This window comes from Terrabacter terrigena (genome assembly GCF_042676085.1).
Taxonomy (GTDB): domain Bacteria; phylum Actinomycetota; class Actinomycetes; order Actinomycetales; family Dermatophilaceae; genus Terrabacter; species Terrabacter terrigena.
This window is the reverse complement of sequence record NZ_JBHTKH010000005.1, coordinates 281583-307338: the sequence shown is the minus strand read 5'-3', so window position 1 is coordinate 307338 and position 25756 is coordinate 281583. Positions and strand designations below refer to the sequence as shown.

Below are 25756 nucleotides of genomic sequence, written 5' to 3'. Positions count from 1 at the left end.
TCGCGACGGGGTGCAGCCCGGGGCGGGGGACGCCCTGCGACAACTCGTGCGCGACCGTCCACGCTGCCCGCCTAGGATTGCTCGCCATGAGCCATGTCCTGTCTGCCGTCGCCTGGCCGTACACCAACGGCCCGCGCCACATCGGCCACGTGGCCGGTTTCGGCGTGCCCTCCGACGTCTTCAGCAGGTACATGCGGATGGCCGGCCACGACGTCCTCATGGTCTCGGGCACCGACGAGCACGGCACGCCGATCCTCGTGCTCGCCGAGGAGGAGGGCGTCACGCCCCAGCAGCTCGTCGACAAGTACAACGCCGTCATCGCCCAGGACCTCACCGACCTCGGTCTGTCCTACGACCTGTTCACGCGCACGACGACGCGCAACCACTACGCCGTCGTCCAGGAGCTGTTCCGTCAGGTGCACGCCAACGGCTACATGATCGAGCAGACCACGAAGGGTGCCATCAGCCCGTCGACCGGGCGCACCCTGCCCGACCGCTACATCGAGGGCACCTGCCCGATCTGCAGCTTCCCCGAGGCGCGCGGCGACCAGTGCGACAACTGCGGCAACCAGCTCGACGCCGACGAGCTGATCAACCCTCGCAGCAAGATCAACGGCGAGACGCCCGAGTTCATCGAGACCCAGCACTTCTTTCTCGACCTGCCTGCGCTCGCCGACGCGTTGGGGGAGTGGCTCGACGGCCGCGAGGCCTCCGGCACCTGGCGCCCCAACGTCATCAAGTTCTCCAAGAACCTCCTCAAGGACGTGCGTCCCCGCGCCATGACGCGCGACATCGACTGGGGCATCCCGATCCCGCTCGAGGGGTGGGAGGACAACCCGACCAAGCGCCTCTACGTGTGGTTCGACGCCGTCGTCGGCTACCTCTCTGCCTCGATCGAGTGGGCCCGCCGCCTCGGGCCCGGCCAGGAGGACCGCTGGCGCGAGTGGTGGAACGACCCGGGCGCCGTGTCCTACTACTTCCAGGGCAAGGACAACATCACCTTCCACAGCCAGATCTGGCCGGCCGAGCTGCTCGGCTACGCCGGCAAGGGCGACAAGGGTGGAGAGCCCGGCACGTACGGCGTGCTCAACCTGCCCACCGAGGTCGTGGCGTCGGAGTTCATGACCCTCGAGGGCAAGCAGTTCTCGACGAGCCGCAAGCACGTCATCTACGTCCAGGACATCGTCGCCCGCTACGGCCCGGACCCGATCCGCTACTTCATCTGCGCGGCCGGTCCCGAGAACCAGGACGCCGACTTCTCGTGGGCCGAGTTCGTCCAGCGCAACAACAGCGAGCTCGTCGCCGGCTGGGGCAACCTCGTCAACCGCACGGCCGCGATGATCGCGAAGAGCTTCGGCGAGATCCCGAGGTCGTATGCCGTCGAGCCCGTCGACGAGGAGCTGCTCGCTACCGTGCGGGGTGCGTTCGCGACCGTCGGCGCCTCGCTCGAGCGGCACCGCCAGAAGGCAGCCCTCGCGGAGGTCATGCGCGTGGTCGGTGAGGCCAACGCGTACGTCTCGCGCACCGAGCCGTTCAAGCTCAAGGGCGACCACCAGCGAGAGCGGCTCGCGACGGTGCTGCACACGCTCGTGCAGGCGGTCAGCGACATCAACACGCTCATCTCGCCGTTCCTGCCGCACGCCGCCAACCGCGTCCACGCCGTCCTCGGCGGCGAGGGCGAGTTCATGCCGATGCCGCGTCTCGACATGGTGAGCGACCTCGACGACGACGCCCGCGCCTACCCCGTCATCACCGGCGAGTACTCCGGGACGCCGCGCTGGGAGTCACGGCCGGTGGTGCCCGGGACGCCGATCGCCAAGCCCACCGGCGTCTTCACCAAGCTCGACCCCGACCAGGTCGTCGAGGACGAGCGGGCCCGCCTGGCAGACCCCGCCACGCCGGACCCGGCCCACAGCGCATGACGCCGCACGCGTCGGGGCAGCGCGGCCTGCCGGAGCACCTGCCAGACCCGCTGCCCATCGACGTCGTCGACAACCACGTCCACCTCGACATCACGCGCGAGGGCGACGAGCCGTTCGACGTCGCCGACGCGATCAGACGTGCCCGCGCGGTCGGCGTGACCCGGCTCGTGCAGGTCGGATGCGACCTCGACGGCATCGCGTTCACGATGGACGCCATCGAGCGAAACCCCGAGCTTGTCGGGGGAATCGCCTTGCACCCCAACGAAGTTCCTCGGCTGGCTGCTGCTGGCACGTTGAAGACGGCATACGCAACCGTCGAGCGCCACGCCGCCCACGAGCGCATCCGCGTCATCGGCGAGACCGGGCTCGACTACTTCCGCACCGGTCCCGAGGGGGTGCCGGTCCAGCGGGATGCCTTCCGCTGGCACATCGACCTGGCCAAGCGGCTGGGCAAGGCGATGCAGATCCACGACCGCGACGCCCACGACGACGTGCTCCGCATCCTCGAGGAGGAGGGCGCGCCCGAGCACACCGTGCTGCACTGCTTCTCCGGTGACCTCACGATGGCGCGCGAGTGCGTCGAGCGCGGCTACTACCTCAGCTTCGCCGGCACCGTGACCTTCAAGAACGCCCGTGACCTGCGCGACGCGCTCACGGCGATCCCGCTCGACCGGGTGCTCGTGGAGACCGACGCCCCCTACCTCGCGCCGGCCCCGCACCGGGGGGCGACGAACGCGTCGTTCCTCGTGCCGCTGACCATCCGCGCGATGGCCGGTGTGCTCAACATCGACGTCCCGAGCCTGTGCCGCGCGGTGTCGGAGAACAGTGAACGCGTGTACGGCCCGTGGAGCGCCGAACGAGTCGGACAAACCGCCTAGCGCACCCGGGAACGACGGGTCCAGCCGGACCGGTCGTCGTTATCGAAATTTGACCTTTGTGACGGCCATCGGTCAGTCTGGTCGACTGTTGGCCGGTTGCCGCCCCGCATCGACCTCCTCCCGACGGCGTGAGGAGAGTGGCTCGAGAGCGCGTTGCACCCGGATAGATCGACGTTCGGAGTGTTTTGATTTCTCGCAACGCCAAGATCCTGGCCGCCACTGGCGCGGCCGTCGTCCTCACCGGTGGCGCCGTCGGCGCCGCACAGCTCGACAAGACCGTGAACCTCTCGGTCGACGGCACCTCGTCGACCGCCCAGTTCTTCGGCACCCGCACCGTCGGTGACGTGCTCGCCGGCCAGGGCATCGAGGTCAAGCCCGGCGACGTCGTCGTGCCGGCCACCGGCAGCACCGTCGACGACGGTGAGTCGATCACCGTCAAGTACGCCCGCATGCTGAGCCTCACCGTCGACGGCAAGACGCGCCAGATCCGCACCACCGAGACCACGGTCGACGGAGCTCTGCTCGCGCTGGGTCTCCGCGGCGACGGTGCGCGCCTCTCCGCCTCGCGCTCGCAGACCATCGGTCGTCAGGGCCTGTCGCTGACCATCGTGACGCCCAAGGCCGTCACGGTCACGGCCGACGGCAAGACGACGAAGAAGACCGTGGCTGCGGCCACCGTCGGCGAGGCCCTGACCCAGCTCGGCGTGCGCCTCGGCAAAGCCGACAAGGTCAACCCGCCGGTCACGACGCGCCTCACGAACGGCGCGAAGGTCGCCGTCCAGCGCGTCCAGACCAAGGACACGAGGTCCACGCAGTCGATCGCCTTCGGCACGACGCGCACGAAGACCAACGACCTCTACTCCGACCAGACCAAGGTGTCCCGCGCAGGTGTCGCCGGCACGCGCGTCGTGACCTCGCGTGCGACCGTCATCGACGGAACGGTCGTGAGCCGCAGGACCATCGCCTCCACGGTCACCAAGGCTCCGGTCGACCGGGTCCTTCTCGTGGGCACCAAGTCACGCCCGGCCCCGGCCCCGGCCGCTGCCCCCGCGCCGACCGCCAGCACCGGTGGCTCGTCGTCGGGTGCCGGCCTCAACCTGGCCCGCGCCTCCATGTGGGACTCGATCGCCCAGTGCGAGTCGAGCGGCAACTGGCACATCAACACCGGCAACGGCTACTACGGCGGTCTGCAGTTCCTGACCTCCACGTGGCTCGGCTACGGCGGTGGCGACTTCGCCTCGCGCGCCGACCTCGCCAGCCGCGAGCAGCAGATCACGGTCGCCAACCGCGTCTACGCCGACAACGGCACGTCGCAGTGGCAGTGCAAGCCCTGACGACCTGATCGTCCGGGCCGTCGAAAGAGCAGTCCGTCCCCCTTCGAGGTTCAGTGCAGCTGCGCTGACCGGGGACGGGCTGCTCTTTCGGTCGTGGCCATAGGGTGGGCGCATGACGAAGAAGGACGCCGTGGCGCCTGACGCCGCGCCGGCCGACGACGCCGCGCCGGCCGACGACGCCGCGCTCCTGGGCCCCGCCCAGGTCCGCGAGCTCGCCGAGAGGCTCGAGGTCCGGCCGACCAAGCAGTGGGGCCAGAACTTCGTCGTCGACGCGAACACGGTGCGCAAGATCGTGCGCGTGGCCGGTGTCGGGGCCTCCGACGTCGTCGTCGAGGTCGGCCCCGGCCTAGGGTCCCTCACGCTCGCACTGCTGCCCGTCGTCAAGGCGGTCACGGCCGTCGAGGTGGACCCGCGGCTCGCGGGCGCGCTCGAGGAGACGGTCCGCAGACTCCAGCCCGACAACGCCGGCCGGCTCCGCCTCGTCGCGGCCGACGCACTGACGGTCACGAAGCTGCCCGGTCCCGACCCGACGGCCCTGGTCGCCAACCTGCCCTACAACATCTCGGTCCCCGTCGTGCTGTCGTTCCTCGAGCACTTCCCGACGATCGAGCGCGTCCTCGTCATGGTGCAGCTCGAGGTCGCCGAGCGGCTCGCGGCCAAGCCGGGAGGCAAGATCTACGGCGTCCCCAGCCTCAAGGCCGCCTGGTACGCCGACGTCGAGCTCGCCGGCCGGGTGGGGCGCAACGTCTTCTGGCCGGCGCCCAACGTCGACTCTGGCCTCGTCTCGATGCGGCGGCGCAAACCGCCGAAGACCACGGCCTCGCGCCAGGACGTCTTCCGGTGCATCGACGCCGCCTTCCTCCAGCGGCGCAAGGCGCTGCGCGGCGCGCTCGCGTCCTGGGCCGGCTCGGCCGACGCCGCCGAGCAGGCGCTGGTCGCGGCCGGCATCGACCCGAGGACACGCGGCGAGCAGCTCGACATCACGGCGTTCGCCCGCATCGCCGAGGCGCGTCCGGCCGGTGCGGCATCGGCCGAACCACGGGCTCGCCGACGAGGCAATGCGTCCTGACGGCGACGGGCTGGCCCATAGGGTGGGCGCATGACTGTCGCTCCGACCCTGCCCGGTGCGGTGACCGTGCGGGTCCCGGCCAAGGTCAACCTCGAGCTGCGGGTCGGGCCGCGGCGGTCTGACGGGTTCCACACGCTCGCGACCGTCTACCAGGCCGTCTCACTGCACGACGAGGTGTCGGTCGCCCGCTGGGACGAGTGGCAGGTCGTGCCGGCGGGCACGTATGCCGACCGCATCCCGACCGACGGCGACAACCTCGCCGTGCGCGCCGCGCGCCTGGTCGCCGAGCGCTGGGCCGTAGACGAGAGCCTGTCGATCCGCATCGACAAGGACATCCCCGTGGCCGGCGGCATGGCCGGCGGGTCCGCCGATGCTGCCGCTGCCCTCGTGGCATGCGAGCAGCTCTGGGGGCTCGGCCTCGACCGCGACGAGCTTGCCGAGCTGGCCGCGACCCTCGGCAGCGACGTCCCCTTCATCCTGTCCGGCGGCAATGCGATGGGGTCCGGGCGCGGCGAGCAGCTGGCGCCCGTGCTCGCGCGGGGCACCTTCCACTGGGTCTTCGCGATCAGCGACACCGGCCTGTCGACGCCTGAGGTGTACGCCGAGTGCGACCGCCTGCGCGAGCGCGACGACGCCGACGTGCCCGACCCCAGGGTCAGTCCCGAGCTGATGGCCGCCCTGCGCTCCGGAGACCCGGCCGCCCTCGGCGCCGCGCTGCACAACGACCTCGAGCCGGCCGCGTTCTCGCTCCGCCCCCAGCTGCGCGAGCTGCGCGATGCCGGCGTCGAGTTCGGCGCCCTCGGCGGCGTGGTCTCGGGCTCGGGGCCGACCGTCGCCTTCCTCACCGAGAGCCACGAGGCCTCGCTCGACCTGTCGGTGTCGCTCGCGGCCTCCGACCTCTGCCGCGACCTGCGCCGCGCCAAGGGCCCCGTCCACGGCGCCCACGTCGTCACCTCGCCGCGCGGGGACTGAGCCACGGGCTCGGCGGCGGCCTTCCGGCTCACCGTCGCCGGAGCGCTCCGGCGTGCCTGAGCCGGACCGGCGCTCCTGCGCGTGACCGGCGTCGCTGAGCGGGATTCGGAAAGCGCCCCCGCAGGCCGTAGGGTCGGTCAGCGATGGCCAACCTCATCTCCCTCGAACGGGTCTCCCTCGTCTTCGGCACGAGCCACGTCCTCGACGACGTCAGCCTCGGCGTGCTCACGGGCGACCGCATCGGCGTCGTCGGCGTCAACGGCGGCGGCAAGTCGACCCTCCTGCGCGTCATGGCCGGCCTGCAGGAGCCCGACTCGGGCCGCATCACGAAGCAGGGCGGAGCCGAGGGAATCCGGGTCGGCATGCTCGCCCAGGACGACGCGCTCGACCCCACGTGGACGATCCGCGAGGCGGTGCTCGGCGACCTGCCGGAGCACGTCTGGGCCGGCGACCCGCGCATCCGCGACGTGCTCACCGGGCTCCTCGGTGGCGTCGAGGCCCAGAACGTCGGCGGCCTCGACAGCCGCGTCGGTCCCAAGTCCGGTGGCGAGCGACGCCGCCTGGCCCTCGCCCGCCTGCTCGTCGCCGACCCCGAGCTGCTCCTGCTCGACGAGCCGACCAACCACCTCGACGTCGAGGGTGTCGCCTGGCTCGCCGACCACCTCGCGACGAAGCGGCCCCGCCCGGGCAACGCCACCGTCGCGATCACCCACGACCGCTGGTTCCTCGACGCATACGCCACCCTGACCTGGGAGGTCGAGGGCGGCCAGGTCAGCGCCTTCGAGGGCGGGTATGCGGCGTACGTCCTCGCGAAGGCCGAGCGCGACCGCCTCGCCGGGGTCGTCGCCGACCGGCGCGCCAACCTCATGCGCAAGGAGCTCGCCTGGCTGCGGCGCGGCCCGCCCGCGCGCACGAGCAAGCCCAAGTTCCGCATCGACGCGGCGAACGCTCTCATCGCGAACGAGCCCGCTCCGCGCAACAGCGTCGAGCTCGCGTCGTTCGCGAGCCGCCGTCTCGGCAAGGACGTGCTCGACCTCGAGGACGTCACGGTCTCCGTCGGCGACCCGCCGGAGGAGCGGCGCCTCCTCGACCACGTGACCTGGCGCCTGGCCCCGGGTGAGCGCATCGGCATCGTGGGTGTCAACGGAGCGGGCAAGTCGACGCTGCTGCGGGCCCTGACGGGCGAGATCCCGCTCGAGAGCGGCCGGCGCAAGATCGGCAAGACCGTCGCCATCGCGCACCTGACGCAGGAGGTGCGCGAGCTCGAGCGCTTCGAGCAGTGGCGGGTCATCGAGGCGATCGAGGACGTCAAGCAGTGGACCACCCTCGGCGACAAGGAGATCAGCGCCAGCCAGCTCGCGACGCGTCTCGGGTTCCAGGGCGGTCGACAGCAGTCGCGCGTCGGCGACCTCAGCGGTGGTGAGCGACGCCGGCTCCAGCTGACGCGCCTGCTGCTCACCGAGCCGAACGTGCTCATCCTCGACGAGCCGACCAACGACCTCGACATCGAGACGCTGACCTCGCTCGAGGACGTGCTCGACGGCTGGGCCGGCACGCTCGTCGTCGTGTCGCACGACCGCTACCTGCTCGAGCGGGTCGCCGACAAGCAGCTGGCGCTGCTCGGTGACGGCAAGGTGCGTGACCTGCCCGGCGGCGTCGAGGAGTACCTGCGCCTGCGCGCGGCCGCGACGCCGGCTCCCGCCCGAGCAGCGTCGACGACCGCGCCCTCGGCCGGCACCCGGAGCGACGGCACACCTGCTGGGGCCCCGGGGTCGGCGGCGAGCCCCGCCGAGGTGCGCGAGGCCCGCAAGACGATGGCACGAGTCGAGAAGCAGCTCTCACGTCTGCAGGACCGCGAGGAACGGCTCCACGGCGACATGGCCGACAAGGCCACCGACCCGGCGGCGCTCGCAGACCTCAACGCCAAGCTGCAGGCCGTGGTCGGCGAGCGCGAGGAGCTCGAGCTCGAGTGGCTGGAGGCCGCCGAGGTCGTCGGCTGACCCCGTCCCCCGATATCGAAAGAGCAGTCCGTCACGTGACGGACTGCTCTTTCGATCGGGACTGAGCTGAGGGTAGGCGCTTCCGACCGGCCTCAGCGGTTGTCGGTGGCGGTGACGTCGACGGTGACGTTCGCCCCCGTGTAGAGGTGGCTGAGGACGTAGACGGTGCCCGGCGGGATGGGCGCGGACTCGTCGGCAGAGGACGTCGCCGTCGACCCCGTCAGCGCGCACGCACTGTCGAGGAAGTAGACGTCGAGGTCGTGGCCGACCGTGTCGTCGAGCGGGCTCGTGCCCTTGACCGACACCGAGTGCAGCCCGTCGGAGAAGCCGGCCGGCAGCTTGGTCACCCAGCCGTCGACGCCCTGCGACGCCGGCGGGAAGGTGCACGCCGAGTTCATCTCGGTGCCCGTGACGCCGAAGACGTTCTGCAGCCCCGTCGGGTCACCGGCCGCGGGGTTGTTCGCCGCGATCGTGCCGTGGTCGCTGTACGGCGCGTCGGGCGTGACCGTGCCGTTGGCGACCGTCGCGCCCGAGCCGAACGCCTCGATCTCGGCGACCTGGGCGTAGGTCGTCGTGTCGCCCTGCACAGAGTCGACGAAGAAGCGCAGGTAGGCGGCCTTCGTGGGGGTGCTCAGCGCGAACGTCGTGTAGTTGAGGTCAGGCGCCGTCGGACGCGGAGCCTGGTAGCCGAAGGCCCCGGTGCGGGCGGTCTTCCACGTGACCCCGTCGAGCGACGTCTGCACCGTGAACCCCTTGAGCGCGGCGAAGCGCGAGGCGTTGGTCGCCTTGTACGCGCTGACCCGCACCGAGCTCACGGTCGCCGGGGCGGCGAGCTTGACCGTGACCCGCTCGTCGGGACCCGCGTTGTAGGCCGTCGATCCGGCCTTCGTCGACCACACCGAGGCGGCGGTGTCGTCGAAGGCGAACTTCGCCGGTGCGCCGTCGTCCTGGCTCGACACCGAGACGACCTGCGCGCCCGCGGCCGTCGACGCGAGGTTCGGCGCCAGCGAGATCTTCTTCGCCGTGTTCTTCCCGGCGGTCACCGCGAAGCCCTCGACGGTCTGCGTGCCGAACCCGGGCGCCTGGATCGTCAGCGGGTACGTGCCGGTGACGGCCTTGACCGTCGCCCCACCGGTGGAGCCGGTGCGCACGAGCGGCGAGACGCGGGCCTCGAAGCGGCCGAGGATGACCCGGGCGTTGGAGATGGGCTGGCCCGTCGTCGCGTTGACGAGCGTCAGCGCCACGGTGCCGTTGGACGCCGCGGCAGGCACGTCGAACGCCGGCTTCGGGTCGGTGTCGTCGCCCGTCTGCGAGCTCGCCGAGACGCCGGCGCCGCGCTTGGCGAAGACCGACCAGATGAGCGCCGTGTTGTCACCGTGGTAGCGGTCGAGGTCGGCGCTCAGGATGCCGTCGCGCGCGTCGAGGAACGACGGGTTCGGTGCCGTCAGCGGCATGCCGTCGGTGACGAGCTGTGCCGCCACGGCCGCGCCCTTGGCCGCGCCGTAACGGGCGACGAGCGCCTTGCGCAGGTCCCACAGCGTCGCGGTCCAGATCTCGCCGTCCGCGTGCACCTCGGGCCCGGTCAGGTCGTAGCCGATGTCGCCGAACGTCGTCGGGTTCTGGTCGTAGTTCCAGTTGCGGATGCCACGCGTCGGGTTGCCGGTGACGTAGTCGCCGACGATCGGCTTGGTCAGCAGGCCGGCGTTGAAGCCGTGGTTGAGGGCGTACCAGTCGGACCAGCCCTCACCCATCGAACCGGCCTGCTGTGAGGCGAGCCCGGCCCCGCTCGCCACGTAGCGGTTGGACAAGCCGTGGGTGTACTCGTGCTGGATCACCGACATGTCGAAGGAGCCGTCGCGGTAGGGGCCCTCGAAGGCGTCGTCGATCGGCTCCCAGAGGAACATGCCGCTCCACGGCGGGATGCCGTCGTCGAGGGTGAGCATGTATGCGTTGTCGCGCCCGGTGTAGGTCGGTGCGCCTCCCGAGGCTGCTCCCGCCTGGACGAGCCCGCGGATCGCGTCGCCGCCCTGGCCGCCCTTGCCGCCGTTGTCGGTCTGGAAGTTGCCGGCGGTCTCGGTGAAACCGAGGGCGTAGTACTCGTCGTGGATCCGGTTGTGCTGGAAGAAGAGGTTGGTCGCCGCGGGGTCGAGGTCCTCGGCGTAGGAGGGCGGGGTGGCCTGGCCCTTCGTTGCCGCCCACTGGTTGGCGTAGGCGTAGTCGAAGTGGCCGGTGGGGGAGACAGGCCGCGGTGCGTTGTCGACGGGCGCGAGGAAGTTCGACCAGTTCGCGTAGGTGTCGGCGTTGTTGCCGAGGGTCGTGACGCCGGTGCCGGTGGCGCCGGTGAGGTCGACCCAGCCCTTGGGCGACTCGGCGGTGGCGCCGAACGACTGCTGTCGCGGCTGGCCGCCCTGCGCAGCACCCGGGTAGTTGTCGTAGACCGTGCCGTGCGCCTCGTCGAACTGCACGACGCTCGCCCGGTGCAGCACCGCGCCGGTCGTGCCGTCGACGATGACCTCCCACGCCTCGGTCTGGCTCTTGATGAAGAAGACCTTGTAGGCCGCGACGGGCCCCGTCCGCGTCGGGAAGGCGACCTTGCGCACGTAGCCGGGCCCTGCGAACGGACCGCGGGAGAACGTCGTGAAGCCGGCCTGCGTGCCGGTGGCAACGGGGGCGTATGCCGTGCCGGGAGCCAGCGTGCCCGCCACCTTGAGGAGGGCGCCCGTCTCCCCGAGCACCCACGTGCCGACGAGAGTGGTCCCGGGAGCGGTCTCGCCGGCATACGCCAGGACCCGGCCGTCTGGGGCGACGGCGACGTTGAGGCGGCCGCCGCGCGCGGCCGGTGCCCCGGCGAACGTCTGCGCGAAGCTGACCACGTGCGTGCCGGTGCCGGGGAGGGCGTGGTCGCGGGCGACGGTGAGGCCCTGCACCTGGGCGGCCGAGAGGCCGAACGCCGCAGGCTGGGAGGCGAGCCAGTCCCGGGCGACGTCGACGGGGGTGCCGGTGCGGGCGGCGGTCAGGTAGCCGTTGCCGCGCAGGGCACGCAGGGTGCCGAAGCGGGCGTCCCAGGTGGCCCGGGCGCCTGCGCCGGCCGTCTTCAGCAGGGCCGCGACGGCGGTCTTCGTCGCCGTGGTGGGGACGACCGGCTTGGTGACGGCACGGGTGTCGAGCGTTGCCAGCAGGTCGCCGACGGCGTCGGTGATCGTGTTGGTGAGCGAGCTGCTCACCGGGGTCGCGGCGGTCGACGTGGTGGTCGCTGCCGCGAGCGGGGCCCCCGCCGCCGCCGAGACGAGGCACAGTCCCATGGCCAGGACGTGCTTGCGAGTGGTGTTCACGCGTTCTCCTTGGAGTGCTCGTCGGGTCGCGCCGATGCGGCCGGCCCGGTGCAGGAGAAACGACGCAGGTGGCCCGAAGGGTACGCGCCGGGAGGAAAGGGGCCGCCGGGCCGTTGAATTTATCTTGATATCAAGATAAATTCCGAGCATGGAGATGCACCTGCACCACGTCCAGGTCTCGGGTCCGGCCGGCTGCGAGGACGACATGCGCGCCTTCTACGGCGGCGTCCTCGGCATGTCCGAGGTCGAGAAGCCGGAGGCGCTGCGCAGCCGCGGGGGAGCGTGGTTCCGCGCCGGCTCCGCCGAGCTGCACATCGGGATCGAGGACGGCTTCGCCCCGGCCCGCAAGGCCCACCCGGGCATCGCCGTGGCGGACGTCGAGCAGCTCGCGCAGGTCGTGGCCCGGGCCGGCGCGCCGGTCACCTGGGACGAGAACATCCCCGGGCTGCGCCGCTTCCACACGACCGACCCGGTCGGCAACCGGCTGGAGTTCCAGCAGGCATGAGCCGCTCAGCCGTGCGGGAGGCCCCGCGACTCGAGCGGCGCCAGCATGCGCCGCAACAGGCTCGCCAGCTGCGTGCGGTCGGCAGGCGAGAGCTCCGAGAGCAGCGACTTCTCCTGCTCGATGAGGTCGGCCATGGCCGAGTCGACGACGTCGCGACCCGCGGTGGTCAGGCGCACGAGCACGCCGCGACGGTCGCCGGGGTCGGGCCGGCGCTCGACGAAGCCGCTGCGCTCGAGACGGTCGACGCGGTTGGTCATCGTGCCCGACGTCACCAGGGTCTGCTGCACCAGCGCACCCGGCGACAGCTCGTACGGCTCTCCCGCCCGGCGCAGGGCCGACAGCACGTCGAACGCCCAACCCTCGAGCAGGTGCTCCGAGAAGGCCGAACCGCGCGCGAGGTCGAGGCGTCGAGCCAGGCGCGAGACCCGCGAGAGCACCTCGAGCGGCGAGACGTCGAGGTCGGGTCGCTCGCGACGCCAGGCAGCGACGATCTCGTCGACATCGTCCCCAGGCCTGCGGTCGGCGCTCATGCGGCCAACTGTAGTCGCCGTCAAGACTCTTGACATCGAAGGAAAGTGAGCACGTCGTGACCGAACCCACGTCCCCGTCCACCGGGTCCACGCGCACTCCCGAGGCGACCTGGGACCCGCGCCAGTACGCCGTCTTCGCCGGCCACCGCGGCCGCCCGTTCGCCGACCTGCTGTCGCGCGTCGACGCCGACGACCCGGGGCTCGTTGTCGACCTCGGCTGCGGTCCGGGCGAGCTGACGCTCGGGCTCGCGCAGCGCTGGCCGAACGCGCATGTCATCGGCGTCGACAGCTCCCCGCAGATGCTCGCCCGGGCGCGCGAGCTCGACGTCGAAGGCCGGGTCGAGTGGGTCGACGTCGCTGCCGAGGACTGGGACCCCACCGAGTCGGGCGGCCCCATCGACGTGCTCGTCACGAACGCCACCCTGCAGTGGGTCCCGAGCCACCTGCGCCTGATCCCGTCGTGGGTCGAGAGCCTCGCACCCGGCGGCACCTTCGCCATGCAGGTGCCGTCGAACTTCGACGCGCCGTCGCACCGGCTGATGCGTGAGGTCGCGGCGCGCCACCCCCGTGCCGACGACCTGCGTCCGGGGCTCGCCCGCGCCCAGGCCGTCGCCCAGCCGCAGACGTATGCCGCCCTGCTGCTCGACCTGACCCCTGACGTCGACGTGTGGCAGACCACCTACGAGCACGTGCTCACTGCCGAGCCCGACGGACCGCACCCCGTGCTCGAGTGGGTGCGCGGCACGGGCCTGCGACCGGTGCTCGGGGTGCTCGGCGAGCAGGAGCGCGAGATGTTCGTCGCCGACTACGAGAGGGAGCTCGAGGCGGCATACCCACGCAAGCCGTTCGGCGTGCTCTTCCCGTTCACGCGTACGTTCGCCGTAGCGCGCACGCCGGCTTGACCCCGGTGGGGTCGGGGCCCTTGCCGCCGCATGGCCCGTCGTCGGACAGCGGGTAAGTCACGGGTCTCGTGGAGGTAAGCGGGCGGTCTCGTGCTCGTCGGCCGTCTCACCGCCGGAGAAAATCTGGGTCAATTTCCGGCATTTCCACCCATTTCGGAAAACAGTGTCATGAAATGGGTGTCGGCACGTCGTACAGGTGACGGCAACGCAGGGGTCTCCCGCTTGGTCAGGGGAGGGAGTGGCCCCTTCGGGGTTCGTCTCCAGTGGTGCCGTCAGGTTTCGTCCTCCCGCGTGGTTTCGTGGAGGGGATCATTCGGGAGGACGAAACCTGCCAACCCGTCGGCGTTCGGATGGACGCCCGCCCTGCCGATTGGCAGACTGACCCGCACCGCTCAGACCGGACAAACCGGTGAGACCCGGGGCAGACGAAGGGCAGAGGTTTGTCGGCAGACGCGACCTTGTGGTCGAGCGAGGCGTGGGCCTCGGCGCCCGACGCGACCCTGCTCGCGCGCTCGCGTGACGGCTCGGCCGAAGCCTTCGGCGAGCTGTGGCGCCGGCACCTCCCCGCGGCGTATGCCGTCGCGAACCGCCATCGCGGACGCTCGGCTCCCGAGGACGTCGTCGCCGAGGCCGCTGCCCGGGTGCTGGGCCTCATCCGCGAGGGGCGCGGGCCGCACGAGAACTTCCGCGCGTACTTCCTGTCGGCGGTGCGCACCGTCGCCATCGACCAGGGCAGGCGCGAGCTACGCCTGGTGCCCACCGAGGACGACGACCTCGAGGGCCTCGCCCCGGCGCTGCCCGACCTCCTCGCAGGACTCGCCGTCGACGAGGAGGGCCTGGCGCTCGTGCGCACGGCCTTCGCCGGGCTGCCCGAGCGCGACCAGCGCATCCTGTGGCACACGACCGTCGAGGGCGCCGCCCCACGCAACGTGGCCCCCGCACTCGGCATGACCGCCAACGCCGTGAGCGCGCGGGCCATGCGGGCACGAGAAGCGCTGCGGGCCAACTACCTCGACGCCCGGGCGGCGCGCGAGCTGGCCGGTGCCGACAGCGACGAGTGCCGCTGGACGGTGACGCACCTCGGCGCCTTCGTGCGCGGGCGGCTGCCCAAACGCCAGACCGAGCGCGCGCAGGCACACGTCGCCGGGTGTCCGCACGCCGCGGCGCTGGCCGCCGACCTCCGCGTCATCCACGACGGGTTCCCCGCGCTCGTCGTGCCTGTCGTGCTCGCCGCGGGCCTGGCGACGCCGGGCTTCGTCACCGGGGGCGTGGTCGCAGCGCTCTCGGCTGCTACCTCGGCCGCCTCCACCACCGCCTTCACCACCGCGGCCTCCACCTCAGGTGCCGTCGGCTCGAGCGGCGCGACCTGTGCGCCGCGGGGCCTGGAGTCGGTGGCCGGGCGCGCGGCTGAGGCCGTCGCTCAGGTCGCTGGCCGTGCCACCAGCCTCGGCGCGGTGTTCGCCGTGACGGCCGGACTGGCCGGTGCGCTCGCCGTGCCGGGCCCGTCGCTCACCGGCTCCGGCCTGCCGGCGCCGCAGGCCAGGCCGTCCAGCAGCGCCACTGCGCCCGCACCGGCTGCGGCACCTTCAGCATTCGGTCGGGCGGTTCCGGCCACGCCCATCGGCACGGCCGCTGCGGCCGCACCGTCAGCGATCGCGAGCACGGTGGGCGCAGGTGTCGTTCGCCCCGTGACCGGGACGCCGCGGCCGGCCGCCAGCTCGCAGCAGCCCGTCGGCGTCGGAGCGACCGGCGGAGCGACCGTCGGAGCGAGCCCGGGACCGGTGGCCGCAGGACCGCCTCGCCCGGTCGCTCCGACGGCTCAGGCACCCGAGCCGTCCAGGCCCTCCATGCCCGCCGATCCGTCCACGCCCGGCCCGGTTCGCCCATCCAGCTCGACCCCGTCGCCTGCCCCGAACACCCCGGTGACCGCGCCCGGCCCACCCACGCAACAGGATCCGTCGCCAGACCCCGAGGCGGCTGCCCCCACCATCAGGGTGCGCCTCGTCAGGGCGGGCGACACGGCTCGCATCTCGGTCAGGGTGCGCACGGAGTCCGCCACCGCCCTGACGGTGAGGATCACCAACCTGTCCGGTGCGGGCCGGCTCACCGTGCGCAACTCGAGCTGGGACTGCACGCAGCCGGGCCGAGCAACCGTGTCGTGCACCGGAGCACGCGGCTCGGCCGTCCTCGAGCAGGCGGGCACCGGCGGCGTCGTGCCGCTGGTCGTGCGGGTCACGGACTCGACCGGAGGCACCTGGACCCAAACGCTTCGACCCACCTGACCCGCGGGAACGGGTCCCACTGGCGTGAGCGGTCGCCCGGCGACCGGCCGTCAGCGGTGCGGGAGCGTCACGAGGCGCGGCTTCGGGTCGAGACCGGAGAGGCCGTTCCAGGCGAGGTTCACCAGGTGTGCCGCCACCTGGTCCTTCTTGAACTTGCGGCTGTCGAGCCACCACTGGCCGGTCAGTGCGACCATGCCCACGAGCATCTGCGCGTGGATCGGGGCCGACTTCGGCTCGAGGCCCCGCTGCTTGAACTCGGCCGCGAGCAGGTGCTCCACCTGCGCCGCGACGTCGCCGAGGACGCTCGCGAACGAGCCGGTCGCCTGGCCGGGAGGGGAGTCGCGCACGAGGATGCGGAAGCCGTCGGGGTCGGACTCGATGTAGTCGAGCAGCGCGAGAGTGGCGCGCTCGAGCAGGACCCGAGCCCCTTCGGGCTCCTCGAGCGCGGCGCTGATGCCGCCCATGAGCGCTTGGATCTCGCGGTCGACCACGACGGCGTACAGCCCCTCCTTGCCGCCGAAGTGCTCGTACACGACGGGCTTGGACACGTTGGCCCGCGAGGCGACCTCCTCGACCGAGGTGGCCTCGAAACCCTTGTCCGCGAAGAGTTTTCGCCCGACGGTGATGAGCTGCTCACGGCGTTCCGGGCCCGTCATGCGGGCGCGCGGGCGGGACCGGTCGGCTCTTTCGGCGCGGTCTGGGGTCACGTCGCCATTGTGCAGTCCGGAGTCCGCGGCTCGTGCCAAGGCCGGGCCCGTCAGAACTTTTTTCGAAATCTCGTCATGAAACCGCGCGCGCTCCGTCTTTGTGTTCGGCAGGGAGTTGGCGGAGGAGCCGAGGCACTGGGGGGACCACGGCCGGGCGAGACCGCCGGTGAGGTCGATCGCGACGCAAACCCGGGGAGGGCCGCGATCGACCTCACCGCCGCGTGCCGGGAACTGGACTGTTCCCCGGAAACGACTCACATGGACGACGTCGGTGCTCCACACTGGAGGTTATTCCTCGCGGGAGGAGCCCCCTCAGGTGTCAGCCCACACGATCGGACCCCAGACGGAGTCCACGGCCGCGGCGCGGCCCAGCGCCGATGCGCTCGACGAGAGTGATGCGGTCCTGCTCTCGCGGGCCCGGCTCGGAGACGACAGTGCCTTCGCGGCGCTCTGGCAGCGCAACCTCCCGGCGGCCTACGGCGTGGCCACCCGCTTCCGCGGCCGCGTGTCGGCCGAGGACCTCGTGGCCGAGGCATCCGCCCGCATGTTCCGCCTCATCCGCGAGGGCAACGGCCCGTCCGAGAACTTCCGCGCGTACTTCACCGCGACGGTGCGCACCGTCGGCGTCGACGCGATCCGCAGCGACATGAGTCTCGTGCCGACGCCCGGCAGCGACCTCGACCGCATCCCGGCCGCCGACTCGCACCTGTCCGCGCTCGGCGCCGAAGGTGTCGACACCGACCTCGTCCGGTCCGCCTTCCGGCAGCTGAGCGAGAGCGACCGCCAGCTGCTCTGGCACACCATGGTCGAGGGCGAGCCACCGCGCGTCGTCGCCCCGCTCCTCGGGGTCTCCGCCAACGTCGTCAGCGCCAGGGCGATGCGCGCCCGTGACGAGCTGCGAGCCCGCTACCTCGACGTGTGGGTGCAGCGGCGCGTGCCCGTGTGCGGCGCGCCCGAGTGCCGCTGGACCCTCGACCACCTGGGCGGTCACGTCCGCGGCCGCCTCACGGCGCGCCAGCGCGCGCGGGCCGAGGCGCACCTCGCCCACTGCTCCCGCGAGGCGGGCATCGCCGTCGAGCTCCGCCGCGTCTACGAGGGCTTCGGCGTGCTCACCGGTCCGATCGTGCTCGCTGCCGGTGCCGCGATGGCCGGCACCCTGCAGCACGGCGCGATGGCCGGCCTCATCGGTTCGACCGCCGCTGGATCGACCGCGGCCGGTGCTGCGGCAGGCACTTCGGCAGCCGGAGCCGCTGCCGGCACGACCGTCGCCGGCGGCGCGGCCGGAACCACGCTGGCCGGAACCACCGCGGCCGGCGCGACCGCGGCAGGCACGACCGTCGCGGGGGCCACCGGCGGTGTCTCCGCCACCGGCGCCACGGTCGGCGGGATCGCCGGGAGCGCGGCATCCGGTGCTGCCGGCGCCACTGCCGTCGGCGCCTCCGCGACCGGAGCCGTCGTGACCACCACCACCGCAGCCGGAGCGGCCACGGGCGTCGTCGCCTCCGGCGGCGCGGCCTCCTTCGGTGCGGCCTCCTTCGGTGCGACCTCGCTCGCCGCCGGCACGGCCGTCTCGGCCGGTGCCGGGGGCGGCACCGTGATCGCCGCTCCCATCGCCGCCGGAGTCGTCGGTACGAGCGCCCTGGTGTCCGGCGCGGCCGTGACCGCGCCCGCCGTCGCCCTCGCGGGTGGGTCCCTGCTGGCCGGCACGACCCTCGGGCCGCCCATCGCCACGGCGATGGCGGGTCTCATGGTCGGGCTCGGGATCACCGTGGTCCCGGCCGTCACCCAGAACATCGGCACTCCTGCCGCCCAGGTCGTCCTGGTCGGCAGCGCGGCCCAGACGACTCCGTCCACCACGGCCGCAGCGCCCGGCACCAGTCCGACCGACGTGCTCGTGCTGGCCGTGCTGCCCAGCGTCGGCGCCGACGCTGCGGCCGCGTCCAGCGCACCTGCGGCTCCGGCTGCCGTCGCGCCGACCTCGCCGGCAGCCGCCGGCCCTGCTCCTGCGGTCGTCGACCCGGCACCGGCGGCCCCGGCCCCTGCGCCGGCAGCGGTCGACCCCGCTCCGGCGGCTCCACCGGCAGCGGCCGCCGCCGCGGCGCCCGCGGCACCGGTCTCGCCCTCGCCGGCGCCTGCCGCCGCAGACACCCCGGCCCCGGCGGACCAGCCTCCTGCCCAAGCCGACTCGACTCCCTACCCTCCCAGCGCCAGCCCCGCGTCCGTCGATCCCGGCGCCACGGCACCCGACCCTGGTGCCGGCGCTGCCGACCCGGGCGCTGCAAGCGACCCCGCCGCCGACCAGCCTCCCGCACCGGCCGTCACCCCGGTGCCGGCCGACCCGACCCCGGCCGACCCCGGAGCGACCCCGCCGGCCCCGGCCGAACCCACGCCCGCTGCAGACCCTGCCCCGTCGGGCTCGGCCGCTGCGACCGACACCGCGACGAGCGCCGCCGCGTCGAACACGGCCGCCTCGTCCGCTGCGGCAGAGAACGTCCAGCCCGCGCCCCCGGTCGACACGTCCGCCGTCCAACCTCCCGTCGCCCAGCCCGACTCCGCGCCGCCCGCCGTGGACGCGCAGGTGCTGGGTTCGGCGCCGACCACCCCGTCACCGGGCGCCCCGACGCCCGCCGACCCCGCGGCGAGCGGCGTCACCCCGGTCGGATCCTGAGCCCGGTACGTCGGGGGCGAGTGCCGCGGCGTGCGGGTGCGGCACTGCACTAGCCTGTGCACGTCCGCGACGACGATCCCCGGTTGGTCTGCCGGCAGGGCCCGCCTGACTTTGAATCAGGACAAGCGACGCAGGTTCGACTCCTGCCCGGGGAGCAACGCCAGCGCGAAGCGCAGCGAGCGCTGACGTGCTCTCCGTGAGGAGTCGGGAGGGGCGAGGCACGAGCGACGGTGCCCTGCCCGGGGAGCAACGCCAGTGCGAAGCGCAGCCGGCGCATCGACTCGTGGTGACTCAGGCCCGCCCGCGCGGCAGCGGCTGGAACCACGCGGAGCGCGGCGACGGCATACGCACGCGGAGCCGGCAGACGGTGCCGGTTGTGAGCGGGGTCACGGCCTGCGCACGGGCCTGCGGCGCGGCCCGGCCCCGCGAGTAGCATGGCGGGCGGCGCACCCGGGTCAGGCGATGACCGGGGTCGTCCGCGCCCGAGTGCACGCCGATCCATGAAGGAGCTGCGCCCTGTGAGCGATCTACGGCCGACCGCCGTGATCGTCCTCGCCGCCGGTGAGGGCACACGCATGAAGTCCACGACCCCGAAGGTCCTCCACACGATCGGGGGCCGCAGTCTGGTGGCTCACGCGATCCGGGCGGCGCGGGGCACCAGCCCCCACCACCTCGCCGTCGTCGTGCGCCACGAACGCGACCGGGTCGCCGAGCACGTGAGCCAGGTGGACCCGGACGCGGTCGTCGCCGACCAGGACGACGTCAAGGGCACCGGCCGCGCCGTCGAGTGTGCGCTCGAGGCCCTTCCGGCCGACCTGTCCGGCACGGTGGTCGTGACCTACGGCGACGTGCCGCTCCTGACGAGCGAGACCCTCGAAGGTCTCGTCGCCGCCCACCACGCGTCGGGCAGCGCGGTCACCGTCATCACTGCGACGCTCGACGACCCGACCGGCTACGGTCGCGTGCTGCGCGACGAGACGGGCGCCGTGGCGGCGATCGTCGAGCAGAAGGACGCCGACGAGGAGCAGCGCGCGATCCGCGAGGTCAACAGCGGGCTGTACGCGTTCGACGTGGCGGTCCTGCGCGAGGCGCTCGCCGAGGTCGGCACCGACAACGCGCAGGGCGAGAAGTACCTCACCGACGTCATCGCGATCGCCCGCGGTCGCGGCCTCGCCGTGCGGGCCCACCTCGTCGCCGACCTGTGGCAGACCGAGGGCGTCAACGACAAGGTGCAGCTGGCCCGTCTCGGCGCCGAGCTCAACCGGCGGACCGTCGAGCAGGCGATGCGCGACGGCGCCATCGTCATCGACCCCGCCACGACGTGGATCGACGCCGACGTGACGATCGGACCCGACACCGTCGTGCGGCCGAACACCCAGATCCACGGCGCCACCACCATCGGCCGCGACTGCGTCATCGGCCCCGACACCACCCTCACCGACGTCGAGGTCGGCGACGGCGCCAGCGTCGTGCGCACGCAGGCCGAGCTCGCCGAGATCGGGCCCGGGGCCACCGTCGGTCCCTTCTCCTACCTGCGGCCGGGCACCCGGCTCGGGGCCAAGGGCAAGATCGGCGGCTTCGTCGAGACGAAGAACGCCGTCATCGGTGACGGCGCCAAGGTGCCGCACCTGACCTACTGCGGCGACGCGACGATCGGGGAGGGCGCCAACATCGGTGCCGGCACGATCTTCGCCAACTACGACGGCGTGACCAAGGGCCACACGAACGTCGGGGCCCACAGCTTCGTCGGCAGCAACTCGGTCGTGGTCGCCCCGCGCCACATCGGTGACGGCGCCTACGTCGCGGCCGGTTCGGCCGTGGTGAGCGACGTCGCTCCCGGGCAGCTCGCCGTGACGCGGGCGCAGCAGCGCAACATCGACGGCTGGGTGGCGCGCCGCCGCGCCGGCACGAAGACCGACGAGGCGGCCCAGGCCGCTCTGGCCGGCGACGCCCAGACCGGCGACGCCCGGACCGGCGACGCCCGGACCGGCGCCCAGGCCGACGCGCGCGCGCGGGCCCGGGCCGAGGCGCGCGGCGACGCCGAGGCGGCGGCCGAAGCGGAGGCGGCCCTGGCGAGCGAGCCCGGCGCGGTCTCCCCGAACGACCGGCTCTCCCGGCACGCCGGCGACAGCGCGGCTGACAGTGCCATCGACAGCACCACCGAGACGAAGGACGCCCAGCGATGAGCGGCATCAACAAGACGACCGAGAAGCACCTCATGGTCTTCTCGGGCCGGGCCCACCCGCTGCTCGCGCAGGAGGTCGCCAAGGAGCTCGGCACCGAGCTCGTGCCGACGTCGGCCTACGACTTCGCCAACGGCGAGATCTACGTGCGCTACGAGGAGTCGGTGCGCGGCTCCGACGCCTTCGTCATCCAGAGCCACACCGCTCCGATCAACGAGTGGATCATGGAGCAGCTCATCATGATCGACGCCCTCAAGCGGGCGTCGGCCAAGCGCATCACGGTCGTGCTGCCGTTCTACGGCTACGCCCGCCAGGACAAGAAGCACCGCGGCCGCGAGCCGATCTCGGCCCGCCTCATGGCCGACCTCTTCAAGACGGCCGGTGCCAACCGGCTCATGGCCATCGACCTGCACACGGCGCAGATCCAGGGCTTCTTCGACGGTCCCGTCGACCACCTCATGGCCATGCCGATCCTCGCCAAGTACGTCGCGGAGAAGTACGGCCACCTCGACCTCGCGGTCGTCTCGCCCGATGCCGGCCGCATCAAGGTCGCCGAGGACTGGAGCTCGCGCCTCGGTGGGGCCCCGCTGGCCTTCATCCACAAGACCCGCGACATCAACCGGCCCAACGAGGTCGTCGCCAACCGTGTCGTCGGTGAGATCAAGGGCCGCGTCTGCGTGCTCGTCGACGACATGATCGACACCGCCGGCACCATCACCAAGGCCGCCGACGCGCTCATGGACCAGGGCGCCGCGTCCGTCATCATCGCGGCCACCCACGCGATCCTCAGCGGACCGGCCGTCGACCGCCTCAAGGCCTGCAAGGTCGACGAGGTCATCGTCACGAACACGCTGCCGATCCCCGACGACCGCCGCTTCGACAAGCTCGAGGTGCTCTCGATCGCGCCGCTCGTCTCGATGGCCATCAAGGAGGTCTTCGAGGACGGTTCGGTCACGAGCCTCTTCGACGGCAAGGCCTGAGCCGCCGGCTCACACCAGCAACAGACCGAGGCCGTATGCCGCCGTGGCCCGCCCGGCGGCATACGGCCTTCGCGTGCGCTCAGGCTCGCGCTGCCTGCCGGGCGCGGTAGGCAGCCGTGTGCGCCCTTGCGGCGCAACCGCCCTCGCAGAAGCGCCGGGACCGGTTGCGTGAGAGGTCGACGACGACGTCGTCGCAGTCCGCGGCCTCGCAGACCCGCAACCGGGTCAGCTCGCCTGCGCGCACGACGTCGATGACGGCGATGGCGGCCTCGACCGCCATCCGCTGGGGGAGCGGCGCGTCGGCAGGGGTCGCGTGGATGTGCCAGCCGACGTCGTCGTGGTCGACGAGCTGCGGTGTCGCCCTGGCCTCGGCGAGCAGGTCGTTGACGAGCGCGACCACCCCGGCCTCGTCGAGCTCCCAGAAGCCGCGCAGCCGGGGGCGCAGCTCGCGCACACCCTCCAGCTCGGCGCTGTCGTGGTCGAAGCGGCCGGTCCAGCCGTGCTCGGCGTAGAGGGCGGCCAGCTCGTCGAGGGTCGTCAGGGTGTCGGGGGCGTGGTCGCCGGGCAGCACGCCGGGCATCGTGTTGACGAGGGCTGCGGCGCCCACGAGGGCAGCTTCGGTGTCATGGGTGAACAGCATGTTGACTCCTGACGCGAGGCGTCGATACCGTCATGAGTGTAAGTCTTTTGGGTGCTGACATCGACGAAGGGTCGGGCGTCGGCGGAATCGAGCGAGGCTGTCATGACCGAACGCGTTGTCGTCACCGGACCGGCCGTCGGCGAGCCGGCGAGGGTCGACGACGCCGAGTCCCACGGCAGCGACCACGCCGGCCACTCCCGCCACCCGCTGCTGGGCCTCGGGGTGGCCCTCGTCTCGGCCGCGGCCTTCGCCACCTCGGGTGCCTTCGGCAAGTCCCTGCTCGTCGGCGGCTGGTCGCCCGGTGCCGTCGTCACCCTGCGCATCACCCTCGCCGCCCTCGTGCTGCTCGCCCCAGCCCTCTGGTCGCTGCGCGGCCGGTGGCCCGCACTGCGCCGGAACGCGTGGGTCGTCGTCGGCTACGGCCTGACCGGTGTGGCGGGGTGCCAGCTCGCCTACTTCAACGCCGTGACCCACCTCTCCGTGGGTGTGGCCCTGCTCCTCGAGTACCTCGCGCCGGTGCTCATCGTCGGCTGGCTCTGGCTGCGCCACCGCCAGGCGCCGCGGCGGCTGACGCTCGCCGGCGTCGCGCTCGCGGTCGCCGGGCTGCTGCTCGTGCTCGACGTCCTGGGTGGCGCGAGCGTCAACCTCGTCGGGGTCTTCTGGGGCCTCGGTGCGGCCGTGTGCCTCGTCCTCTACTTCCTGCTGGCCGACCACGTGGACGACGACGTGCCGCCGCTCGCGCTCGCCGGCGGCGGTCTGGCCGTGGGGGCGGCCTCGCTCTGGCTCGCCGCCGTGGCCGGCGTGCTCGACATGACCCGGGGCGCGTCGCGGGTGCCGCTCGGCGGCGTCGTCGTCCCGTGGTGGGTGCCCGTGCTCGTCATCGCCCTGGTCGCGGCCGCGTTCGCCTACGTCACCGGCATCGCGGCGGTGCGGATGCTGGGGGCCAAGGTCGCCTCGTTCGTCGCCCTGACCGAGGTGCTCTTCGCGGTGCTCTTCGCCTGGCTCGTGCTCGCCGAGCTCCCGACGCCGGTGCAGCTGCTCGGGGGGGCCCTCATCGTCGCTGGGCTCGTCGCGGTGCGCTCCGACGAGGCCCGGCCCTGACCCGTCCGCAGGATTTCACCGGGGGCGCGTCCGTCCCGTAAGATCGAGCAGTTGCCTCGGCGAGGGACGGTGCACGACTGCCACGGCAGGACGTGACGAGGTCCGTGATCGACGCGGTGGCCTGACTCGTGGACGTGCTCGGTGAGCGCGCTGCGAACGGGTTCGCCTCTGCGTGCGGACCACGTCGGCCATCCGCTGCGAACTGCCGATCATCGCGCGTCGTCCCGCGTCGAGGCCACCACAACGACCGCCTCATGTTCCACAAGACCTCAGGAGACACCCGTGTCCGACAACACCAAGCTCGTCGCCGAGAAGCGCACCGACTTCGGCAAGGGCGCCGCCCGCAAGATCCGCCGCGCCGGCAACATCCCCGCCGTCATGTACGGCCACGGCACCGAGCCCGTGCACATCTCGCTGCCGGGCCACGACACGATGATGGCGCTCAAGCAGGCCAACGCCCTGCTCACGATCGTCATCGAGGGCGCCGAGCAGCTGGCCCTGGCCAAGGACGTGCAGCGCGACCCGATCAAGCCGGTCATCGACCACGTCGACCTCGTCGTCGTCCGCAAGGGCGAGAAGGTCACCGTCGACGTCTCCGTCCACCTCGAGGGCGAGGCCGCTCCCGAGACGGTCGTCACGCTCGACCACAACACGCTCCAGCTCGAGGCGCTCGCCACGAACATCCCCGAGAACGTCGTCGTCTCCGTCGAGGGCCTCGAGGCCGGCACGCAGATCCTCGCCGGTGCCGTCGAGCTGCCCGAGGGTGCGACCCTCGTGACCGACGCCGAGGCCCTCGTCGTCAACGTCACGCAGGCCATCTCCGCCGAGGCCCTCGAGGCCGAGCTCGCCGAGGCCGAGGCCGAGGCCGGCATCGAGCGCGAGGAGCACGAGGAGGAGGGCGCCGAGGGCGAGGCCGCCGAGGGCGAGGCCGCCGAGGGCGCCGAGGCCAAGGCCGAGGGCGACGAGGCCTGAGCCACAGCACCATCCGTGGCGCGACGCCGTATGCCGCGCCACAGCCAGCGTCCACGGGTCCCGTCCGAGCCTCGGCTCGGCGGGGCCCGTGCGCGCGCCGGCACCAGCAGGACGACCTGAGCGCCGACCACCGGAGGACCGCATGGACACCTGGCTCGTCATCGGGCTCGGCAACCCCGGGCCCGGCTACGCCGGTAACCGCCACAACGTCGGGGCGATGGCGCTCGAGGAGCTCGCGGGTCGGGCGGTCGGGGGCCGGGCCGTCCTCAAGCCGCACAAGGCGCGTGCGCGCGTGGCCGAGACGCGCCTCGAGGTCGGCGGCCCCAAGGTCGTCCTGGCCACCCCCTCGAGCTACATGAACGAGTCGGGCGGGGCCGTGGCCGGGCTGATGAAGTACTACGACGTGCCCGTCGAGCGGGTCGTCGTGATCCACGACGAGCTCGACATCGACGCCGGGCTCGTGCGCCTCAAGCAGGGCGGGGGAGAGGGCGGCCACAACGGTCTGCGTTCGGTCACGAAGTCGCTCGGCTCCAAGGAGTACCTCCGGGTGCGCCTCGGAATCGGGCGGCCGCCCGGCCGCCAGGACCCCGCCGACTTCGTCCTCAAGGACTTCAGCAAGGCCGAGCGCACCGAGCTGCTCCCGTTCCTGCTCGACGAGGGCGCCGACGCCGTGGAGGCGCTCATCGAGGTCGGCCTGCTCGACGCCCAGCAGCGCTTCCACGCCCCGCGCTGAGCCCGGGCCCAGCCCCGGGCTGGGGCCCCCCGCGGTCGGCGTCCCG

Annotated in this window: 19 protein-coding genes and 1 tRNA gene; 16 read left to right on the top strand and 4 right to left on the bottom strand. The window is 72.6% G+C overall.

Annotation, left to right across the window (positions count from 1 at the left end):
- Nucleotides 1-86: 86 nt before the first annotated feature.
- From metG to ACFQ2V_RS10430, 6 genes are all read left to right on the top strand, one after another.
- A complete protein-coding gene (gene metG / locus ACFQ2V_RS10455) occupies nt 87-1922 on the top strand; it encodes a methionine--tRNA ligase (RefSeq protein WP_386052627.1) in 1836 nt (611 codons plus the stop codon).
- Nucleotides 1919-2800, top strand: coding sequence for a TatD family hydrolase (locus ACFQ2V_RS10450; protein WP_386052626.1), 882 nt, complete (start codon nt 1919-1921; stop codon nt 2798-2800). The genes metG and ACFQ2V_RS10450 overlap by 4 nt, the downstream gene beginning before the upstream one ends.
- 185 nt (nt 2801-2985) lie before the next feature.
- Nucleotides 2986-4134 carry a transglycosylase family protein gene (locus ACFQ2V_RS10445; RefSeq protein WP_386052625.1) on the top strand — a complete coding sequence of 383 codons (1149 nt, stop codon included), beginning with the start codon at nt 2986-2988 and terminating at the stop codon, nt 4132-4134.
- Between the two features lie 112 nt (nt 4135-4246).
- On the top strand, nt 4247-5203 hold the full coding sequence (gene rsmA / locus ACFQ2V_RS10440; RefSeq protein WP_386052624.1) for a 16S rRNA (adenine(1518)-N(6)/adenine(1519)-N(6))-dimethyltransferase RsmA: 957 nt from the start codon (nt 4247-4249) through the stop codon (nt 5201-5203).
- Between the two features lie 30 nt (nt 5204-5233).
- Nucleotides 5234-6175, top strand: a complete 942-nt coding sequence (locus tag ACFQ2V_RS10435) for a 4-(cytidine 5'-diphospho)-2-C-methyl-D-erythritol kinase (protein ID WP_386052623.1) — start codon at nt 5234-5236, stop codon at nt 6173-6175.
- A gap of 143 nt (nt 6176-6318) precedes the next feature.
- Nucleotides 6319-8175: an ABC-F family ATP-binding cassette domain-containing protein gene (locus tag ACFQ2V_RS10430; RefSeq protein WP_386052622.1), complete on the top strand. Its 1857-nt coding sequence runs from the start codon at nt 6319-6321 to the stop codon at nt 8173-8175.
- 92 nt (nt 8176-8267) lie between these two features.
- On the opposite strand, the gene ACFQ2V_RS10425 is transcribed toward ACFQ2V_RS10430, so the two are convergent.
- Entirely contained in the window at nt 8268-11507 is a 3240-nt protein-coding gene (locus ACFQ2V_RS10425; protein WP_386052621.1) for a M36 family metallopeptidase, read from the bottom strand.
- 148 nt (nt 11508-11655) lie between these two features.
- Here ACFQ2V_RS10425 and ACFQ2V_RS10420 point away from each other — a divergent pair, with 148 nt between their 5' ends.
- On the top strand, nt 11656-12012 hold the full coding sequence (locus tag ACFQ2V_RS10420; protein ID WP_386052620.1) for a VOC family protein: 357 nt from the start codon (nt 11656-11658) through the stop codon (nt 12010-12012).
- A 5-nt stretch (nt 12013-12017) separates the two neighbouring features.
- Here ACFQ2V_RS10420 and ACFQ2V_RS10415 read toward each other — a convergent pair whose 3' ends face one another.
- Nucleotides 12018-12542, bottom strand: coding sequence for a MarR family winged helix-turn-helix transcriptional regulator (locus ACFQ2V_RS10415; RefSeq protein ID WP_386052619.1), 525 nt, complete (start codon nt 12540-12542; stop codon nt 12018-12020).
- A gap of 56 nt (nt 12543-12598) precedes the next feature.
- On the opposite strand from ACFQ2V_RS10415, the gene ACFQ2V_RS10410 reads away from it, so the two are divergent.
- Entirely contained in the window at nt 12599-13444 is an 846-nt protein-coding gene (locus ACFQ2V_RS10410; protein WP_386052618.1) for a methyltransferase domain-containing protein, read from the top strand.
- 440 nt (nt 13445-13884) lie between these two features.
- Nucleotides 13885-15726 (top strand): sigma-70 family RNA polymerase sigma factor, encoded by a 1842-nt coding sequence (locus ACFQ2V_RS10405; RefSeq protein WP_386052617.1) that lies wholly within the window; start codon nt 13885-13887, stop codon nt 15724-15726.
- Between the two features lie 50 nt (nt 15727-15776).
- Here ACFQ2V_RS10405 and ACFQ2V_RS10400 read toward each other — a convergent pair whose 3' ends face one another.
- Nucleotides 15777-16382, bottom strand: coding sequence for a TetR/AcrR family transcriptional regulator (locus ACFQ2V_RS10400; protein WP_386052646.1), 606 nt, complete (start codon nt 16380-16382; stop codon nt 15777-15779).
- 367 nt (nt 16383-16749) lie between these two features.
- On the opposite strand from ACFQ2V_RS10400, the gene ACFQ2V_RS10395 reads away from it, so the two are divergent.
- From ACFQ2V_RS10395 to ACFQ2V_RS10380, 4 genes are all read left to right on the top strand, one after another.
- Entirely contained in the window at nt 16750-19101 is a 2352-nt protein-coding gene (locus ACFQ2V_RS10395) for a sigma-70 family RNA polymerase sigma factor (RefSeq protein WP_386052616.1), read from the top strand.
- A 76-nt stretch (nt 19102-19177) separates the two neighbouring features.
- Nucleotides 19178-19256: transfer RNA gene (locus ACFQ2V_RS10390), tRNA-Gln, on the top strand.
- 345 nt (nt 19257-19601) lie between these two features.
- Complete coding sequence (glmU, locus tag ACFQ2V_RS10385) at nt 19602-21287, top strand: bifunctional UDP-N-acetylglucosamine diphosphorylase/glucosamine-1-phosphate N-acetyltransferase GlmU (protein WP_449343042.1); 1686 nt, start codon at nt 19602-19604, stop codon at nt 21285-21287.
- Complete coding sequence (locus tag ACFQ2V_RS10380) at nt 21284-22264, top strand: ribose-phosphate diphosphokinase (protein ID WP_386052614.1); 981 nt, start codon at nt 21284-21286, stop codon at nt 22262-22264. The genes glmU and ACFQ2V_RS10380 overlap by 4 nt, the downstream gene beginning before the upstream one ends.
- Before the next feature lie 79 nt (nt 22265-22343).
- Here the strand turns inward: ACFQ2V_RS10380 and ACFQ2V_RS10375 are convergent, their stop codons facing one another.
- Nucleotides 22344-22904, bottom strand: a complete 561-nt coding sequence (locus tag ACFQ2V_RS10375) for a CGNR zinc finger domain-containing protein (protein WP_386052613.1) — start codon at nt 22902-22904, stop codon at nt 22344-22346.
- Between the two features lie 102 nt (nt 22905-23006).
- On the opposite strand from ACFQ2V_RS10375, the gene ACFQ2V_RS10370 reads away from it, so the two are divergent.
- The 3 genes from ACFQ2V_RS10370 (at nt 23007) to pth (ending at nt 25710) form a co-directional block, all read left to right on the top strand.
- Nucleotides 23007-24005: an EamA family transporter gene (locus ACFQ2V_RS10370; RefSeq protein WP_386052612.1), complete on the top strand. Its 999-nt coding sequence runs from the start codon at nt 23007-23009 to the stop codon at nt 24003-24005.
- A 282-nt stretch (nt 24006-24287) separates the two neighbouring features.
- Nucleotides 24288-24977 (top strand): 50S ribosomal protein L25/general stress protein Ctc, encoded by a 690-nt coding sequence (locus ACFQ2V_RS10365; protein WP_386052611.1) that lies wholly within the window; start codon nt 24288-24290, stop codon nt 24975-24977.
- Nucleotides 24978-25119: 142 nt separating this feature from the next.
- Nucleotides 25120-25710 carry an aminoacyl-tRNA hydrolase gene (gene pth, locus ACFQ2V_RS10360; protein ID WP_386052610.1) on the top strand — a complete coding sequence of 197 codons (591 nt, stop codon included), beginning with the start codon at nt 25120-25122 and terminating at the stop codon, nt 25708-25710.
- Nucleotides 25711-25756 lie beyond the last annotated feature (46 nt).